Below are 18,429 nucleotides of genomic sequence, written 5' to 3'. Positions count from 1 at the left end.
TTTATTTTTCTACTCTGTTTCTTACTTTAGTGTGATAGAACACGTTTGGTTTTGTTCCGATCTCCTCTAGTAAATAATATCTTCTGTTAGAGGCATATACCTTTCTAATTGAAGAATCTTTATCATTCATGTCTCCAAATGTCATTGCACCAGTAGAACAAGCTTTAGAACAAGCTGTCTGGAATTCTCCATCCTTCACTCTTCTTCCTTCTTTCTTAGCCTCAAGAATAGTATTCTGAGTCATTTGGATACACATTGAACATTTCTCCATTACCCCTCTAGTTCTTACAACTACGTCAGGGTTAAGTACCATTCTTCCTAAATCGTTGTTCATATTGTAGTCGAACTTGTCATTTAGGTTATAAGTAAACCAGTTGAAACGTCTTACTTTGTACGGACAGTTGTTTGCACAATATCTTGTACCGATACATCTGTTGTAAGCCATATGGTTTTGACCTTGCTTACCGTGTGAAGTAGCCGCTACCGGACATACAGTTTCACATGGAGCGTGGTTACAGTGCTGACACATTACTGGTTGGAAGATTACATCTGGATTATCAGCCGGGTGGTTTAATGCCCCTCCGTCTCCGAATGCAGTACCATACAATTCAGGTACAGCCATTCCTTCTTTTAATCCTTCGTATACTTCAACTTTCTGTCTTGAAGAATAGTAACGGTCAATTCTTAACCAGTACATATCTCTAGACATTCTTACTTCTTCTTTACCTACTACAGGAACGTTATTTTCAGCCTGACAAGCAATGATACATGCTCCACAACCTGTACAAGAGTTCAAGTCAATAGATAAGTTGAAGTGAGGACCGTCAGTATCATCAAATGCATCCCAAAGGTCGATTTTTCTTGCTGGAAGAGCTCCACTGATGGTGTGGTATTCCAAAGGCTTATTCCATCCTTTGTGCTCATCATCAAACGGTACGTTGATGAATTCAGCTAAAGGAACTTCCTTAGCGATTTCGTAACGACCCATTAATGTATTTTGAAGCTGGATACCTGCGAATTCGTGATCTTCTCCTGTTTTCTCGATTTTAACACCGGAAAGAACAAGGTTAGAACCATCAAATAAAGGATAAGCATTTACTCCTGTATCAGCAGTTGCTCCTGAGTTTTTCTTACCGTAACCAAGCGCAAGACCTACTGATCCTTCTGCTTGACCTGGCTGTACGAATACCGGAACATCTTTTATTGTAACTCCATTTACAGTAAGGTTTACGATAGAACCATCTAACTGCATTCTTGCATTAAGATCGTTATCGATAGCAAACTTTTCTGCGTCTTTTGGAGAAATTGTCAAGTAGTTATCCCAAGACATTCTAGTGATTGGATCAGGTAATTCTTGCAACCAAGGGTTGTTTGCCTGAGTACCATCTCCCATTGAAGTCTTAGTGTATAATACTAATTCTAATTCAGAAGCTTTGAAGTTTCCTAATTCAGCAACAGCTTGAGCAGCGTTTCCACCTGCATAAGATAATGTTGTTGAGTTCGTAGAAGCATTGATACCATTATATAATGCTTTGTTGAAAGAAGTACTACCTAAAAGAGAAGCAGAGTTTGCCTTTAAATAATCGTAGTAGTTGTTTGCAGCGTTGTTCTTACCATTCTTCCAAACCAATAGAGATTCCTCAATCTGTCTTGATTTGTAGATCTTCTGGATGGTAGGCTGCATTAATGCATATACTCCTGTCTGTGGTTCGATATCTCCCCAAGACTCTAACCAGTTAGCAACCGGAATAACAGCCTTAGCTGCTTTGTACATTTCATTTTTCTTATCAGCAACAGCAATTACGTAAGGAACTTTGGATAAAGATTTTTTGAAATCTTCTCCTTTTGGATGAGCATAGATAGGATCTACGTTGTTGGTAACTAATACTCCAACTTGTCCACCGTTTACCCAACCTAGGAATTCCTGATATCTTGCCCCGTTAAATTCTTTTAGGAAGTTTGCTTTACCAGTGAAAGCAACTGAACCTAATTTTTGGTTGATTAAGTGTGCTAAAACCTGTGCTCCTTTAGAACCGTCAGCGAAAACAACAGCTTTGCTTCCTTTTGCTTTCAATTCATTTGCAATTTCAGTAGCAGTCTTATCAGAAGTACCACCACCTACGATTGCATTGTAAACTTCAACTAAAGTTTTGTTTACTGCACTTGGCTTTAATCTGTATCTTGAGTCAGCGTTAGCCCCAGTTAATGACATGTTAGATTCCACTTGAATGTGTCTCAACATGGTTGCACTTGGTTTTCTAGCCGCTGCGTAAGAAGACTCTAAGCTGGAAGCATTATAATCTCCTAAGAAATCAGCCTGGAAAGAAACTACCAATTCAGAACCGTTAAGGTCATAAACAGGTAATGCTCTTTGTCCGAATACTTCCTGAGCAGCATCTAGTCCTGCAGCATACGGATATGCATCGAAAGTTACTAATTCAGCTGTAGGATATTTAGCTTTGAATTCAGCGAATAACTTTTTGAAAGTTGGTGAAGCAAAAGAGTGTGATAAAACCACAATCTTTTTGCCTGACGCTTTAGCTTCTTCTAAACCTTTAATAACGAAACTGTCTACTTTATCGAAAGTTTCATCTTTACCGTCTAGTTTAGGCTGTTTTACTTTATCATTATCATAAAGAGAAAGTACACTTGCCTGAGCTCTTGCGTTAGTTTTACCTAAATCGCCACCAGCCGGGTTTGGTTCAATCTTGATTGGTCTACCTTCACGAGTTTTTACTAAAACACTAGCAAAGTCGAACCCATCAAAATATGTTGAAGCGTAATAGTTAGGGATTCCCGGAATAATATCATGCGGCTTTACCACATAAGGAATCGTTTTGATTACCGGAGCTTCGCAGGCAGCTAAAGTAACTGCTGCTGTAGAGAATCCTAATAATTTAAGGAAATCTCTTCTTGAAGTACTTGATCCGTTTGTCTCAGCATCTCCAAGGAAATCTTCTACCGGAATTTCTTCCTGAAACTCTTTCTGAGCCAGCTTATTATTTAAAGCTGGATCTTTAAGTTCATGAATACTTCTGAATTGTATTTTGTTTGAAGCCATTTATACTTCTAATTTTTTAGTTATTAATAATGACATTTACCACACTCAAGACCTCCAATTGCATCTACAGTGATTTTACCTCCATCTTGTGGATATTGTTTTTTCAACTTGTCGTGTAGATTCTTGAAGTATTCTTTATTATAACCGTTGTTCATATCAACCTCAGTCGTTCTGTGGCACTCGATACACCATCCCATAGTAAAGTCGTTAGCCATTTGAACAACATTCATTGTATCAATTTTTCCGTGACAAGCTTTACAAACAACATCAATTTTGTTGTTAGGGTTCTTTTTGTTGAAAGAATTGATGATCGCTTGTTCACCAGCAATTACGTGCTGAGAGTGGTTGAAGTACACGAAGTCTGGCATATTGTGAATTCTTGTCCACTCAACCGGTTGTGTTTTTCCTGTGTACTGTTGTTTTGCAGGATCCCAACCTGTTGCGGCGTAGATCTTCTGGATTTCTCCATCATAGAATGCCTTATCTTTTCCTGGCTCCATGTAGTGATCTGCGTTGTATTCAGAAATTGTTCTGTGACAGTTCATACAAACGTTCATAGAAGGGATTTCAGATACTTTTCCGTATTTAGCACTAGAGTGACATAACTGACAGTCAATTTTCTGTTCTCCAGCGTGGATTTTGTGAGAGAAGTAGATGGGTTGCTCAGGTTTGTACCCTTTGTAAACCCCGATCCACATTAACCAGTTCCAAACTCCGTAAGCGGCAAGAATAGCAAGAATAGCTAGTAAACCTTTACCAATGTAGTGGAACTTCTCGTACATTTCACTGAAAGAACGAACTCTGGTTTCGTTAAGCCCTGATAACTCTTCAGATTGACCTAGTTTTACTAATTGTCTTAGTTTAACCAAAATCCAAACTAATAGACCCGCAATGGCTAAAAGTGAAATAATAACGATGTTTGTTGTGCTTTTGTCTGCAGGAGCTGCCGTAGCTGTGCCAGCTGCAGGAGTTGCTTCCGTTTTTTTCTCTTCCGGAGCCGGTGGATTAGTAGTGAAAGCTAAAATGTCGTCTATATCCTTATCTGTAAGATTTGGAAAGACCTGCATCTCAGTCTTATTAAACTTTTCAAAAATCTCATTGGCGTATTTATCCCCCGAAGCTCTAAGAGCTTTGTTGTCTTTGATCCACTTGTGAAGCCAATCTTTGTCTACACCACCTTCTGTCTTTACACGTTCTACAACCCCCTTCAATGGCGGTCCTACAACTTGTTTGTCCAGCGCGTGACATGCAGTACAATTCGCTTTGAAAAGTTTCTCTCCGTTTTTAGGATCGCCGTCTTGCCCGTAAAATGAAGCACTGGTTGATAGCAATAAGCCTATCGCGATCAACGTTTTTTTATAATGCTTTCTCCAACTAATCATTTAAATTATCTTATGTTAGTAAATTATTGAACATTCAATCAATTCCGCAAAAATAATATTTTTAACAGGAATTTAACGGTATATCGAAAAGGGAAAATATCATTTACGTTTAATTTGTATTGATTCTAAATAACCAGTTTGGTATAGTTTTTTAATTTGTATAAATTTGCGGAAACAAGTTTAAATGAGAAATTTGATTAAAATATTTTCGATATTATCATTATTTAGTTTTTATAGTATTGAAGCACAGCAGGTTGTTAAAAAGGATACGCTTTCAGGAACAGAGCTTGTCATCACAATGGATTCCAAAATAAATGCTGCTTTGGAAGGAGTTGAAGATAAATGTTCAAAGGTTGTTACCAATAATCCAACAAAAGATTATAGTACTAACGACTCTGGTATTTCTCCAGGAACGAGTACAAAACCAAATAAAATCTATGTGCCGAATAGGGAATTGACCAATGCTGAAATTTGTAGAAAAAATCCTCGAATTTTAGGATATAAAATTCAGATTACAACGGTTAAAAGCAATGAGGAAGCCAATGAAGTGAAATCTTATTTCAGAAAAAGATTTCCTAACCTGAAGGTGGAAACAGATGCTTCTCTAAGACCAAACTATAAAATTTTAGCAGGAAGTTATTTTACTAAACAAAGTGCAGCAGGTGATCTTTCAAGAATAAGAGAGTACTTTAAATCTGCGGTAGCTGTACAGTACAGAATTTTCTGCTCAGAGGCAAAATAATATTGAAAATTTCAAAAATATAAAAGCCGAGAATAGTCTCGGCTTTCTTTATTGATAATAGGTTTCTAAAAACTCAAAAAACTCCGACATTCTAAATAGATTATTGGAAAGCAAATAAACCAATAATAAGCAGACAATAACTGTTAAAAAAGCCATCATTTTAGTAGAGGATCTATAGGCATAAAACAGCCATCCAATAAGCAATGGGTATACAAAAACAAAGTGTCCGCCATAGATGTATGAAGTATGAAGTCCGAATCTCATAATGCAATGGATGAAGATGTCAAAGAAGAATGAGATCATAATAATCTGGACCCATTTGTTTTTAAAATTTTTAAAATAACTCCAACTTATCAGTGCCAGTAATATCACGATAAATATATAAGGAATTACAGATGAATAAAGATCCATATAAAGGCCTTTAAAGGTAAAACCCTTCATATTATGTTTGTCGGAAATAATGAAACTTGGGAATAGGATATTGCCTCCAAAAAAGAATGATAAAATCATATCCCAGGTCGGCATAGATTCTACATTTGAGAATTTTTCGTACTGCTGATTCGTCTTTGAAAAAATATTCTGGTATTTGAAATCAATCCTGTAGAGGTAGAGCAGTGCATATATCGTGAAGGCTATTATTCCTCTTAAAATGGCGCTTCCTATTTTTTTCCAGCTTTTGAAAAGACCTTTTTCGAAGAATACCGGTATGAAAACTTTTACAATGTTGGTGATGGTAAGCCCCCCAATGGTAATACCTGCCAATGACAGTGCTGCTGCTGGAGTCTTTTCGCCCTTTCTTAGTTTTATTGCTGCATAATAGTTATATAATGAAAGTAAAAACAAAGTATAGGTAAAATTTTCCGGAGTGAAGGAAAGGATAATATTGGTAGAAAATATTCCGAAAAATAATGTAATCAAAAGACTGTAAACTAGTGGAAGTCTGATGATATTCTTAAGATATTTGAAAATCTGTACAACGTTTAGGGTAATGACGATATTACTGAGCCATGCCAGGGTTAGCCTGAAAGTCATATCCATTTTTCCTCCTGAAATAAATAAACAGAATTCTCTGATCCAGTTGAAGAAATAATAGGATAGAGGGTGTCTTTCAAAGCTGCCGCCGGTCATCAGTATAGATTTGTTGTCAAAGCTGAAGTAAGCATCCCATGGAATTCTGCTGTCAAAGATGATTCTGTAATGGATGGCAATGTAAGAGCCAAGGATTCCGTAGCAGGTAATGAAGAACAGGAAAACGCCCAGTTCTGTATAAGAGGATGGAAAAACCAACCTGAAAAAGTTTAAAAATTTTGTTTTAATAAATGACACGTGTCGTTTTTTTTGCAAAAGTAAAATAAAAAACCACCAGAATTGGTGGTTTTATGAAGATTGTATACACGTGGTGATTATTGTTTGATTATACTTCTTGTAGAAGAAGTTCCATCTGTAAATATTATTTTTAATAAGTAAGTTCCTTTTGGTAGCGAAGAAATGTCTGTTTTTTCATTGTTGGTTTGTAACAATGCTTTTCCTGTCATATCAAATAGGGTTGAAGATTTAATATTCTTATCTGTTTTGATACTTATCTGTCCTTTTGTAGGATTTGGATAAATTTCTAATGAAGCTTTTTTAGACGAAACATCATGAGTTCCTAATGTTCCGTTTGTAAGAACCTGTACGTCGTCTAAGGAAACAGCGTCAGCATCTGTTGCCGCGTATTGGAATCTTATCTGAACATTAGTTTGTCCTGCATAGGCAGATAAATCTTTCTGAACCGATACAACATTGTATAAGTCGGTGTTTGCATTTCCGTCACCATCGTCAATAAATCCTGTTTCAGTATCTTCTGTCCATAATGTAGTCCAGGTTGTGCCTCCATTTGTAGATATTTGTGCAATAAGATCTCCTAAGTTCTGATTAATCATATATGACCAGCCTACCACTACTTTAAATTTTAGAAGAGGGGTTGTTGTTCCTGCTAAGCTGAAGACAGGGCTTGTGAGATTAGCTGTATTAGAACTGGAAGCATAATCAATTGCGGCAGATGTATTATTAATAGAATAGGTTGTTATGGCAGCTGATCCACTCGAAGGGAACGTTGCTGCTACATTGGAAGGTCCCCAAGGCCTTGTTGATAATGTGGCAGACCTTGTCCATCCTGTTGGTGGAAACGTAGCTCCTTCAAAATTTTCTGAAATTAAGGTTTGTGCATTGCTATAAAAGCATGATACGATTGCTAAAGAAAGTATAAGTTTTTTCATATTAAAAGATTTCTCTAAAATTAGTGAAAATATTTAATACGATATTAATAATTCAATATTTATTGTATTTTATTAATGTTTTTATTAAGAACTACACGAAAGGGTAGTGCATCCTGCAGTGTCATCATATCCAGATGGTCTTTTGATGGAAAACTCAGGAAATATTTCTTTATAAGGGTTTTCCAGTGCTTTAGTGAGTTTCTCCAGCATTGCTTTTTGGCCATTGTTGATTTCCTCAATACATTCATAGAGCAGATAGTTTCTTAGAATAAATTTTGGATTTGATTTTGCCATCATTTGTAAAGATTCTTCTCTTGAGATGGCATTTGAATTCAGTCTGGACTCATAATTTTCAATAAAGTTCTTGAGCTTCCCAAGTTTTTCTTCATTTAAAAAAGTATAAGATATATTGCTGAAATGTTCTTTTAAATCGGTACCAACCGTTAATTTTTCCAATTGACTAAAAAATAAAGTATGATCCAGCTCCAGTTCCTGCATTAATCCCTGCCAGTTGGTAAAAAATTCTTCATCGTCTTTTCTTAGTTCATCAAACCCGAACTTTCTGCAAAGCATTTTGTCATGAGCTTCCCAGAAATAGGTACCATATCTGTTTAGGGTATTCTCTAAAAATTTCTCATCCTTGATTAACGGATGAAGTGCGTTGGCAAGCTGCCAGAGATTCCATTGAGAGATCTGTCCCTGTTTTCCAAAGGCATATCTTCTTCCTGGAAGATCAGTAGTATTAGGAGTGAAATTTAAATCATATTCATCCATCATAGAATAAGGCCCGTAATCGATCGTTAGCCCCAGGATTGACATATTATCTGTATTCATCACTCCATGTACAAATCCAACCCTGAACCATTCAACCATAAGATCTGCGGTGCGGGTGCATATATTTTCAAAGAAGTCTTTATATTTTTGGGTGTCTGATGATGTGATTTCCGGATAATAATTTTCAATAATGAAATCCAAAAGGTTCTGTAGGGTTTTATACTCCTGTTGGGCAGACATCAGTTCAAAATGGCCAAAGCGGATAAAGCTTTCGGCAGTTCTGATGACTACTGCTCCTTTTTCCAATTGTGGATTTCCACTATACATCATATCACGAACAACATCTTCTCCCGTAAAAGCAAGACTTAAAGCTCTGGTTGTGGGAACGCCTAAATGATACATGGCTTCACTCATCAGATATTCTCTTACAGAAGATCTGAGTACGGCTCTTCCATCCGCATGTCGGGAATAAGGAGTTGCTCCGGCTCCTTTCCATTGAATTTCTGTTTTTTTTCCTGAGGTATTGGTGATTTCACCTGCGATGATGGCTCTTCCGTCTCCAAGCTGGCCTGCCCAGTTCCCAAACTGATGTCCTGCATAGGCAGTAGCGTAAGTCTGAACATTGTCGGTAAGGTTATTTCCAACCAGAAAATCAAGGTCTTTTTCTTCGAACGTGCCTAATCCTATTTCTTCGGATAGCGTTTCATTAAAGGCGATTAATTGAGGTTTATCAAAGCCTGCCGGTTTGATTGTTGAAAATAAAACCTTTGGAGTATTCCTTTGCATAGGGTTATTGGAAAAGTCTCCCGGAAATTTCTTTATAAAAGGCTGGCTGATGCGTTCGATATTCATGCTTCAAAGGTATTAATTATAAAAGAAAAGACCTTCCAAATTACTGAAAGGTCTTGTGTATTTCTAAAAGAGAATTTATTTATTAAAATCTACCTCATCGTTTGAATGAAGATTTTCATTGATATTTTCCTCTTTTTTTTCTGTTGGTTTCTTAGGGGTATGATCTGCCGGTCTCGGATTCTTGATCTCATCAATGGTCTGAAGACTTCCATCATCACCATATCCGCCACCTAACCCTTTAAGGTTGGAACAGCCGTCTTTCCAGTCCGAAGGTTTGATAAACTTGTCATCCGGCGTAATTCCCAATGTTTTGTCTGCCCAAACTTTCTTCATGAAGATTGCCCATATCGGTAATGCCATTCTCGCACCCTGACCTTCACCGGTTCCGAAGAAGTGGGTTGCTCTGTCTTCCCATCCTACCCAGGCTCCTGTTGCCAGTTTTGGTGTGATTCCCATGAACCAACCATCGGAGTTGTTCTGTGTGGTACCTGTTTTAGCAGCAATTTCAACACCTTTTGAGATTCCTCTTCTTCCCAGTTCTCCTGAAGCTGTACCATATTGTGCAACACCTTTCATCAATTCAATCATGGTGTAAGCATACATTGGGTTCATTACTTCTTTAGGCTCTACATTAACTTCCTTAATTACTCTACCGTTAGCATCCTCAATTCTCCAGATCATTTCCGGTTTATTGTGATTTCCGTAGTTAGCAAAAGTACTGTAAGCACCTAGCATTTCATAGATTGTAATATCTGATGAACCAAGGGCAATGGTATTGTTTCTTGGAATATCTTCTGTTACTCCCAGGTCTCTTGCCGTTTGGATAACAGCATCTACACCGGTCATTTCAATAAGTCTTGCAGCTATCGGGTTCTGAGAATGTGCTAAACCATCTTTCAGGGTAAGCATTCCTCCTCTTCCCGGAACATGCCATCCATTATGGTCATAAGTTCCGTTAGAAACAGTTGAGCAAGGAGTCATCCCCAGTTTCATAATGGCAGTTGCATATACGAAAGGCTTGAATGTAGATCCTACCTGTCTCTTACCTTGTTTAATGTGGTCATACTGGAAGTGCTGCCAATCGATACCTCCTACCCAGGCTTTGATCTCTCCGGTTCCTGGAACCATAGACATTAACCCTGCCTGTGCAATTTGTTTGTGATATCTGATAGAGTCCCAAGGTGACATTTCAACCTCTTCTTCTCCCGCCCATGTAAATCTTGAAGTTTTGATTGGTTTTTTGAACTCCATCATAATAGAATCATCAGGCATGCCATCTGCTTTTAACAGCTTGTACCGGCCGGTTCTTTTCATAGCCTGAACCATCACATCTTTGATTTGCTTGTCTGTAAGATAATAGAAAGGTCTGTTTTTTCTTCCTCTTTGTTCAGCATCAAATCTTTTCTGAAGGTCAGTTAAGTGTTCCTTGATTGCTTCCTCTGCATACTTCTGCATTTTAGAATCAAGAGTAACATAAATTTTTAAACCGTCTTTATAAAGATTGAGTTTTTTACCGGTTTCTTTTTCGTGAGACTCAAGATATTTATCAATCTCTTTTCTCAGATAGAATTTGTAGTAAGCAGAATATCCGTCAGTAATACTTTTAATAGGGTGGAAATCTACTTCCACAGGGGTATTGATTGCTTTTTCATAGGTGGCAGCATCAATATATCCGGTTTTCTGCATTTGATCCAATACAACATTTCTTCTTTCCTTTGCTTTTTCAGGATATCTGTAAGGGTTGTTCTTTCTTGGGTTTTCCAGCATTGCTACAAAAGTTGCTGCTTCCGGAAGGGTAAGTTCAGAAGTTTTTTTATTAAAATAAACTCTGGATGCCATTTCAACACCATTGGCATTGAATAAGAAGTCAAACTTATTGAAATAAAGAGTGATAATTTCTTCTTTGGTATATCTTTTTTCAAGACTTACAGCCACCACCCATTCTTTCAGTTTCTGAAATGCTCTTTCAAATTTATTCTGAGAAGCGGTTCCTGTGAAAAGAAGTTTGGCCAACTGTTGAGTGATGGTAGAACCTCCACCACGTCCTCCACCATAAGCAACGGCTCTGGCAATAGAGTATAAGTCGATTCCTGAATGTTCTTTAAAACGCTCATCTTCTTTTGCCTGAAGGGCGTAGATAAGGTAAGGAGGAAGGTCCTTATAAACGATAGGCTGAGTTTTTTCTTTCTCAAATTTACCCAACGTTACCCCATCTGAAGATATGATTTCAGAAGCTACGAAGATGTCCGGGTTCTCAAGTTCTTTAACATCGGGCATCTCTCCAAGGAATCCCTGGGAAACCGCAAAGAAAAGTCCTGAAATCCCTAAAACTACCGCAATGAGTCCAATCCAAATAAATGAGACCCATTTTTTCCAAGAGGTGTTCTTTTTTTTGGGAGGCAGAGGAAATGTTTTCCCCTTGTTTCCTGCATTTTTATTGTTTACTTCCATTTATGGTTACGGTTTAGCCGTTTCTATTTTTATCCCAACATCCTCAATTCCAGGAAGGTTATCGTTTCTCATTGCCTGAGTTAAGCCGATTTGATATTTTCCTTTCGCTGGAAACTTGTAATTTACCTTATATTGAAAAAAGGTTTCCTTTGTGTCTCCAAAGCCTGTACCAAGCCATTCTCCGTTTGGTTTGGCCAAAACGTAATTCAGGGTATCAGTTTCCTTTTTCTTGTTCTGAAGGTTGGTAAAATTCACAATAAACCTTATATTGCTGTAAGGATAATTGTTGTTATTTCTTACGACAAATATAATATTTTTAGGATTCTGCGGATCTGAAATTTCAAGATTAAATTTTTGTTCACTTTTCTTATTCCACTTATTATCAACGGAATTCATAATAACATCTTCTCCGGAAGAAGAGTTACAGCTAAAGAAAAGGATAAAGGTGAATAATCCTAAAATTTTACGCATTTTTATCTTTTTTTGGAGGATATTTCTTTTTAAATTTTTTCTTGTGTGGGTTGCTTTGTTGTGCTTTATCTGCATCAGGATTTGCTTCAGCTTTTACCTTTTCCGCAGGTACTTTTGGTTGTTGCTGTTGCGGTTTTGGTTGTCTTGGCTGATTCCCGGAATTTGCATTAGGATTTTCAGATTTCTCAGGTCTGCTAGGTCTTTCCTGTCTTTCAGACCTGTTTTTCTTTTGTCCCTGTGGTTGTCCTTGTCTTTGTTCCTGTCCCTGATTTTGATTGTTGTTTGGTTTGTTCTGATTGTTTCTGTTTCTGTTGTTTCTGTTTTTCTTCTCAAAGCGGTCTACATTGTTTTCCTGAATCAGGTCAATGCTTTGAGATGGTGTTTCAGGTTGTTTCAAATCTTCTAAAGGAAGAATTTTTTCTCCTCTTTTGTTCTTTGAAATCAGTTTTTTAACAAGATCAATATCAAAATCATACCATGCAATGGAATTGTCCACATAGGCAAACCACATTTTCTTTTTGAAAACATCTATTTTAATACAGAATGCTCTTCCTTTTTCTGTATCAAGTGTTGTAGACGAAGACGGGAAGTTGCTTAATGCATCCAGATAACTATCAAGTTCGTAGTTAAGACAACATTTTAGCTTACCACACTGTCCTGCAAGTTTCTGAGGGTTAATACTTAATTGCTGGTATCTTGCTACGTTAGTATTTACGGATCTGAAATCTGTTAACCATGTAGAGCAGCAAAGTTCACGTCCACAAGACCCTATTCCTCCTACTTTTGCAGCTTCCTGTCTGAACCCGATTTGTTTCATGTCAATCTTGGTTCTGAAAGCTCCGGCGTAATCTTTAATCAACTGTCTGAAGTCTATACGGCTATCAGCCGTATAATAAAACGTGATTTTTGAAGAATCACCCTGATATTCAACATCAGTTACCTTCATTTCAAGGCCTAATCTTTGAGCAATTTTTCTTGCTTCAAGCTTTACACCGTCTTCTTTTTTTCTTGCTTCCTGCCATACCTCAAGATCCTTTTGGTTGGCCTGTCTGTATATTTTAAGGGCCGATTCTTCAGAAAACTTTTTCTTTTTCATCTGAATCTTTACTAATTCTCCCGTAAGGCTTACTACGCCTACATCGTGTCCCGGACTAGATTCTACTGTAATTACGCTACCTATATGTAAAGGGATATTATTTACATTCTTATAAAACGATTTTCTGTCATTTTTAAACCTAACTTCTACAAAATCACACCTGTTTGGTGCTGGATTGTTGATGTTAGAAAGCCAGTCAAAAACACTTAATTTATAACTATTCCCGCAGGTATTTACATTTTCACAGCCATTTGCGGTTTTTTTAGGACCACAAGAATGTGCAGAATCGCCGGATGTTTTGCATCCACAACTCATATTACTATTATTTATAATCTTGCAAATTTATGTATTTTTATCTTTATGCAATTCTAAAATACTTAAATAACCCGAATTCAGGCCAAAACATTTCTATATTTTAATGAGATCATGATTGAGGAGTTGCAAAAAAGTTAAGTTGGGTGGGTTTTACGAACGTTTTTTGAGTAATTTAAATTTGCTGAAATATCTCGCCAATAATTTTAACTTTTTTTCAGACTTTATCTCATTTCGGAATTTATAATGAAGATAATTCACTTACGTTAAACACTTGTTTAATGTTAAACGGTTTTACTATTGTTTGATTTGTCTATTTATAATCATTTGTAAATTATAGTTTTGTGGTTTATTATGTCTAGAATGCTATTTTAAACATAGTTTTCTTTTTGTATATTGTTTAAAATGTTATGAAATATTAACAGGGGTATTCAAAATAATTTTATATTTGGGTTATATAATAATAGTCTATGAAAAAAATATTAGTATCAACTGCTTTATTGGCGGGCGTTTTATCCTATGCGGGGGGCTTCAGAGTTTCTTTGCAAGGGGTAAAGCAATTGGCAATGGCGCATACTAGTGCTCATGCCGAAGATGCCAGTGTGACATTCTTCAACCCGGCAGGTATGTCATTTATTCCTTCCAAGCTGAGTGTAGTAGCAGGAGGGTTTGGTGCAAGTAATAAAGTTACTTTTCAAAACTTAAATACTTTGCAGAGTACAGAAACGGATAACCCTTTGGGAACCCCTATCTATGCTGCGATTACTTATAAACCAATAGAAAAACTATCCGTAGGTTTCAGTTTTTCAACCCCTTTCGGAAGTACGGTTAAATGGCCGGAAAACTGGGAAGGTAAGGAGATGGTGCAGAAAATGGAGTTGAAAAGTTATTACTTCCAACCGATGGTTTCTGTGAAGTTAGCTCCTTGGTTGGCTTTCGGGGCAAGTTATATCTACGCAAGAGGAAAGGTAGACTGGGATAAAGCGGTAACACAATTTAATGGAACGGTTAATATCAATGATGAAAAAGCAAGCGGACACGGATATGGGTTCGGTTTTTATTTCAGACCTGATCCAAAATTGGATGTGAGTATTGCTTATCGTTCAGCAATTGATATGAAGGCTAAAAATGGAACAGCTACATTTAAGTTCCCAACTCAAACACCTTATTCATTATTAAAATTAAATGCTGCAGGTCAGGATGGATTCTCTGCTACCCTTCCATTAGTTGAAGAATATACAATTGGTCTTACCTATAAAGTAACGCCGAAGTGGCAGGTTTCTGCAGACTTTAACTATCACGGATGGGAAAGATATAGCAAGCTGGTGTTGGATTTCGACAATGCACCACTTGCAACCAATAATCCATCAGATCCTACGGTTCTTGTAAATCCTAAGAATTTCAGAAATTCTAAAACTTTCAGACTGGGTACTCAATATGCATTCACTAATATGATCTACGGACGTTTAGGAGCATATTATGATGAGTCTCCTTATACTAATGAGAACTTTATTCCGGAAACACCTTCTTTTGATACTTATGTAATTACTGGTGGGGTAGGATTTAAACTGAAGCAGTTTGGAGTTGACATTGCAGGAGGATATGCAATGCCTCAATATAGAAATGTAAATAATGCTAATCTTGGATTTTACGGACAAGCAAAAGCAAGAGCATTCTATTTTGGTCTAGGTTTATCTTATAATCCTTTTTAATTTAAAAGACTATGAAAAAAATTATAATATCGACAGTAGCAGTTTCTGCGCTTCTTTTTACCGTAACAAGCTGTAAAACGGATTTTGATACTGATGTAAAAGATATACAAGTGTCAAAAGGAAGTGCTGATTTCTCAAAGTATGTTGCTTTAGGAAATTCACTGACTTCCGGATATAGAGATGGAGCTCTTTATATAGATGGACAAAATGAATCTTATCCTTCAATGTTGGCAGGGCAAATGAAACTTGTAGGAGGAGGAGAGTTTAAGCAACCTTTAATGGGGGATAACAACGGAGGATTACTTCTGCCTATAGGAGGGGGTGCTACAGCTCAGATTCAGGATACAAAACTTTATATAAAAGGTTTTGTTGATGGAGCACCTGATATTGGTCCAATTAATAATAATAAGGCGGCAAATTTAGTTAGTAATATTCTTAAGGGGCCCTTTAATAATATGGGGGTTCCTGGAGCAAAGGTAGCTCATTTGTTAGCTCCAAAATATGGTGATATCGCAGGAATAGCAGGAAAAACTGCAAATCCTTATTTTGTTAGATTTGCTTCGTCACCTAATGCTTCTGTAATAGAAGATTTTGCCAGCCAAAATCCTACATTCTTCTCATTGTGGATTGGGAATAACGATGCTTTACTATATGCTTTAGCAGGTGCGGACAATTCTATTGAAACTTTAACGCCTCCCGCTCAGTTTAAAACATATTATGATATGTTGATTTCTAAAATTGAAGCGACAAAAGCGAAAGGAGTTATTGCTAATATTCCAAGTGTAACATCTATTCCTTCTTTAACAACAATACCAACAAATCCTTTGACAGCAGCTGTTTTAGGAAAAGGGAATGTTGCTGCTGGAGAGGCTGCAATTGATGATTTAAATAAAAATGTATATGGGCCATTAAGCCAGATTTTAACAGCATTAGGAGCTGGAGACAGAATTAAACCTCTTTCTAAAACAGCAGCTAATCCATTGTTGATTAAAGACGAAAGTATTCCAAATTTAGGCGCGCAAATTACTGCAGCAGCAGCTGGTTCTGGAAATCCAACTTTAGTGATGCTTTCTGCTTACCTTGGTGCTACTTATGGGCAGGCAAGACAGGCGAAGTCCGGAGATCTTATTCCTTTAACAACAAAGGCGGCCATTGGCACACTTGAGACACTTCCTGCACCTATTCCTGCATCTCTTGGTGCTAGAGGAGTAGCTTATCCGTTTGCAGATAAATATGTTCTGATTCCGTCTGAGGTTAAGGAAATCAATGATGCTATTGATGCTTATAACGTAACTATTAAGGCAGCAGCCACTGCAAAAGGATATGCTTTTGTAGATGCTAATGCTAAACTTAAGCAGTTAGCTGGAGATTCTGGTATTTCATGGGATGGTGTAAAATACACCGCTAAATTTGTATCTGGAGGTGCATTTTCATTAGATGGAGTGCATTTGACAGGTAGAGGATATGGTGTTATTGCTAATGAATTTATTACTGCAATTAATGCAACTTATAATTCGTCATTACCTCTTGTAGATCCTAATAAATACTCGGGAGTTACACTACCATAATTATTGATTAAATAAAAACTTAGAAACCACAGGAGTAAATCTTGTGGTTTTTTTTTAAATTTGCAAAATCTTTTAAAAAGTAAAAATGGCCGATCAGTTAAGTTATCTATTTTGTACAAGAACCAGCAGGGACTTGGCAGAGAAAATTGCCCAGAGTTATGGGAAAGAATTAGGAAAAATCAACTTTCAGGAGTTCAGTGACGGGGAATTTGAGCCTGTTTTGGACGAATCTGTAAGAGGAGGAAGGGTTTTCCTAATCGGATCTACATTCCCGCCTGCAGACAATCTTTTAGAACTTCTTCTAATGATTGATGCAGCGAAAAGAGCTTCTGCAAAGAGCATTACCGTTGTAATTCCTTACTTCGGACTTGCCAGACAGGACAGAAAAGACAAACCAAGAGCGCCGATCGGTGCTAAGTTAGTTGCAAACCTTCTTACTGCAGCGGGTGCAACAAGAGTAATGACAATGGATCTTCACGCAGATCAGATTCAAGGATTCTTCGAAATTCCGGTAGATCATCTTTATGCTTCTTCAATTTTCGTTGATTACATTAAGTCTTTGCATCTTGATAATCTTACGATTGCTTCTCCGGATATGGGAGGTGCAAAAAGAGCAAAAAATTACGCTGGTCACCTGGGTGCAGAAGTAGTAATTGCTTATAAGGAAAGAAAGAAAGCAAATGTTGTAGAAGAAATGTTCCTTATTGGAGATGTTACAGGTAAGAACGTAATTCTTATTGATGATATGATTGATACTGCAGGAACACTTTGTAAAGCAGCTGATATCCTTATAGAGAAAGGAGCAAAAACAGTAAGAGCGATGGCAACTCACGGAGTGCTTTCGGGTAAAGCTTATGAGAATATTGAGAACTCAAAACTTTTGGAAGTTATTGTAACTGACTCAATTCCTGTTAAAAATAATTTGTCATCTAAAATAAAAGTGCTATCTTGCGCCCCATTATTTGCGGACGTTATGACGATGGTTCATGAGCACAAATCAATCAGTAGCAAGTTTGTTATTTAATTGATTTTAAATAGTTTGCAAATTAAAATGACAACAATTTTTTAAATTTTTATAAATGAAATCTATTACAATTCAAGGTACAAAAAGAGAAAGCGTGGGCAAAAAGTCTACAAAAGCTTTACGTGATGCTGAATTAGTTCCTTGTGTTGTTTATGGAGGTGAGGCGCCTTTAAACTTCTCTGCTGAAGAGAAAGCTTTCAAAGGATTAGTATACACTCCTGAAGCACACACGGTATCTATTGAAGTTGACGGAAAAACAATTCCAGCAGTTCTTCAAGATATTCAGTTCCACCCAATTACTGACAAAATTCTTCACATTGACTTCTACCAACTATCTGACGATAAGCCAGTGGTTATGGAAGTTCCAGTAAGAATTACAGGACGTTCTAAAGGTGTTGTTGCTGGTGGTGTTTTACGTCAGTCTTTCAGAAAGTTAAAAGTAAAGGCTATCCCTGCTAACCTACCAGACGAAATCGTTGTAGATGTTACTCCATTAAGAATTGGTAACAAACTTTACATCGGTGGTATCAAAACTGAAGGATATTCTTTCATGCACCCAGACAATGCAGTAGTAGTTGCTGTTAAGATGTCTAGAAATGCAATGAAAGGAGGTGCAGCTGCAATGGATGATGAAGATGAAGAAGAAGTTGCAACTGAAGAAGGAGCAGCTCCAGCAGAAGAAACTGCAGCAGAATAAGAATTACTTATTTAAACAATATAAGACCC

Annotated in this window: 13 protein-coding genes; 5 read left to right on the top strand and 8 right to left on the bottom strand. The window is 37.1% G+C overall.

Annotated features, from left to right (window positions below):
* Position 1 precedes the first annotated feature (1 nt).
* Positions 2-3,061: a TAT-variant-translocated molybdopterin oxidoreductase gene (locus CHSO_RS01960; protein ID WP_045491786.1), complete on the bottom strand. Its 3,060-nt coding sequence runs from the start codon at positions 3,059-3,061 to the stop codon at positions 2-4.
* 23 nt (positions 3,062-3,084) lie between these two features.
* On the bottom strand, positions 3,085-4,443 hold the full coding sequence (locus CHSO_RS01955; protein ID WP_045491784.1) for a c-type cytochrome: 1,359 nt from the start codon (positions 4,441-4,443) through the stop codon (positions 3,085-3,087).
* Between the two features lie 184 nt (positions 4,444-4,627).
* Here CHSO_RS01955 and CHSO_RS01950 point away from each other — a divergent pair, with 184 nt between their 5' ends.
* The gene (locus tag CHSO_RS01950) at positions 4,628-5,185 is read left to right on the top strand and encodes an SPOR domain-containing protein (protein ID WP_045491782.1); all 558 of its coding nucleotides are present in this window, start codon (positions 4,628-4,630) and stop codon (positions 5,183-5,185) included.
* Positions 5,186-5,233: 48 nt separating this feature from the next.
* Here the strand turns inward: CHSO_RS01950 and CHSO_RS01945 are convergent, their stop codons facing one another.
* The 6 genes from CHSO_RS01945 to CHSO_RS01920 form a co-directional block, all read right to left on the bottom strand.
* Positions 5,234-6,511 (bottom strand): DUF6080 domain-containing protein, encoded by a 1,278-nt coding sequence (locus CHSO_RS01945; RefSeq protein WP_232509138.1) that lies wholly within the window; start codon positions 6,509-6,511, stop codon positions 5,234-5,236.
* Positions 6,512-6,588: 77 nt separating this feature from the next.
* Positions 6,589-7,443: a T9SS type A sorting domain-containing protein gene (locus CHSO_RS01940; protein WP_045491780.1), complete on the bottom strand. Its 855-nt coding sequence runs from the start codon at positions 7,441-7,443 to the stop codon at positions 6,589-6,591.
* 84 nt (positions 7,444-7,527) lie between these two features.
* Positions 7,528-9,069, bottom strand: a complete 1,542-nt coding sequence (locus CHSO_RS01935; protein ID WP_045491777.1) for a protein adenylyltransferase SelO — start codon at positions 9,067-9,069, stop codon at positions 7,528-7,530.
* A gap of 75 nt (positions 9,070-9,144) precedes the next feature.
* A complete protein-coding gene (locus CHSO_RS01930; RefSeq protein WP_045491775.1) occupies positions 9,145-11,520 on the bottom strand; it encodes a transglycosylase domain-containing protein in 2,376 nt (791 codons plus the stop codon).
* A 6-nt stretch (positions 11,521-11,526) separates the two neighbouring features.
* Positions 11,527-11,991 carry a gliding motility lipoprotein GldH gene (locus CHSO_RS01925; RefSeq protein WP_045491773.1) on the bottom strand — a complete coding sequence of 155 codons (465 nt, stop codon included), beginning with the start codon at positions 11,989-11,991 and terminating at the stop codon, positions 11,527-11,529.
* Entirely contained in the window at positions 11,984-13,402 is a 1,419-nt protein-coding gene (locus CHSO_RS01920; protein ID WP_045491770.1) for a stage 0 sporulation family protein, read from the bottom strand. Before CHSO_RS01920 ends, CHSO_RS01925 begins: the two co-directional genes overlap by 8 nt.
* Before the next feature lie 467 nt (positions 13,403-13,869).
* On the opposite strand from CHSO_RS01920, the gene CHSO_RS01915 reads away from it, so the two are divergent.
* From CHSO_RS01915 to CHSO_RS01900, 4 genes are all read left to right on the top strand, one after another.
* On the top strand, positions 13,870-15,111 hold the full coding sequence (locus CHSO_RS01915) for an OmpP1/FadL family transporter (protein ID WP_045491767.1): 1,242 nt from the start codon (positions 13,870-13,872) through the stop codon (positions 15,109-15,111).
* A gap of 11 nt (positions 15,112-15,122) precedes the next feature.
* A complete protein-coding gene (locus CHSO_RS01910; RefSeq protein ID WP_045491764.1) occupies positions 15,123-16,679 on the top strand; it encodes a lipase in 1,557 nt (518 codons plus the stop codon).
* 85 nt (positions 16,680-16,764) lie between these two features.
* On the top strand, positions 16,765-17,703 hold the full coding sequence (locus tag CHSO_RS01905; RefSeq protein ID WP_045491761.1) for a ribose-phosphate pyrophosphokinase: 939 nt from the start codon (positions 16,765-16,767) through the stop codon (positions 17,701-17,703).
* A 55-nt stretch (positions 17,704-17,758) separates the two neighbouring features.
* Positions 17,759-18,400, top strand: coding sequence for a 50S ribosomal protein L25/general stress protein Ctc (locus CHSO_RS01900; protein ID WP_045491758.1), 642 nt, complete (start codon positions 17,759-17,761; stop codon positions 18,398-18,400).
* Positions 18,401-18,429: the final 29 nt, after the last annotated feature.

Source organism: Chryseobacterium sp. StRB126, from assembly GCF_000829375.1.
Taxonomy (GTDB): Bacteria; Bacteroidota; Bacteroidia; order Flavobacteriales; family Weeksellaceae; genus Chryseobacterium.
This window is presented reverse-complemented; position numbering and strand designations above follow the sequence as displayed.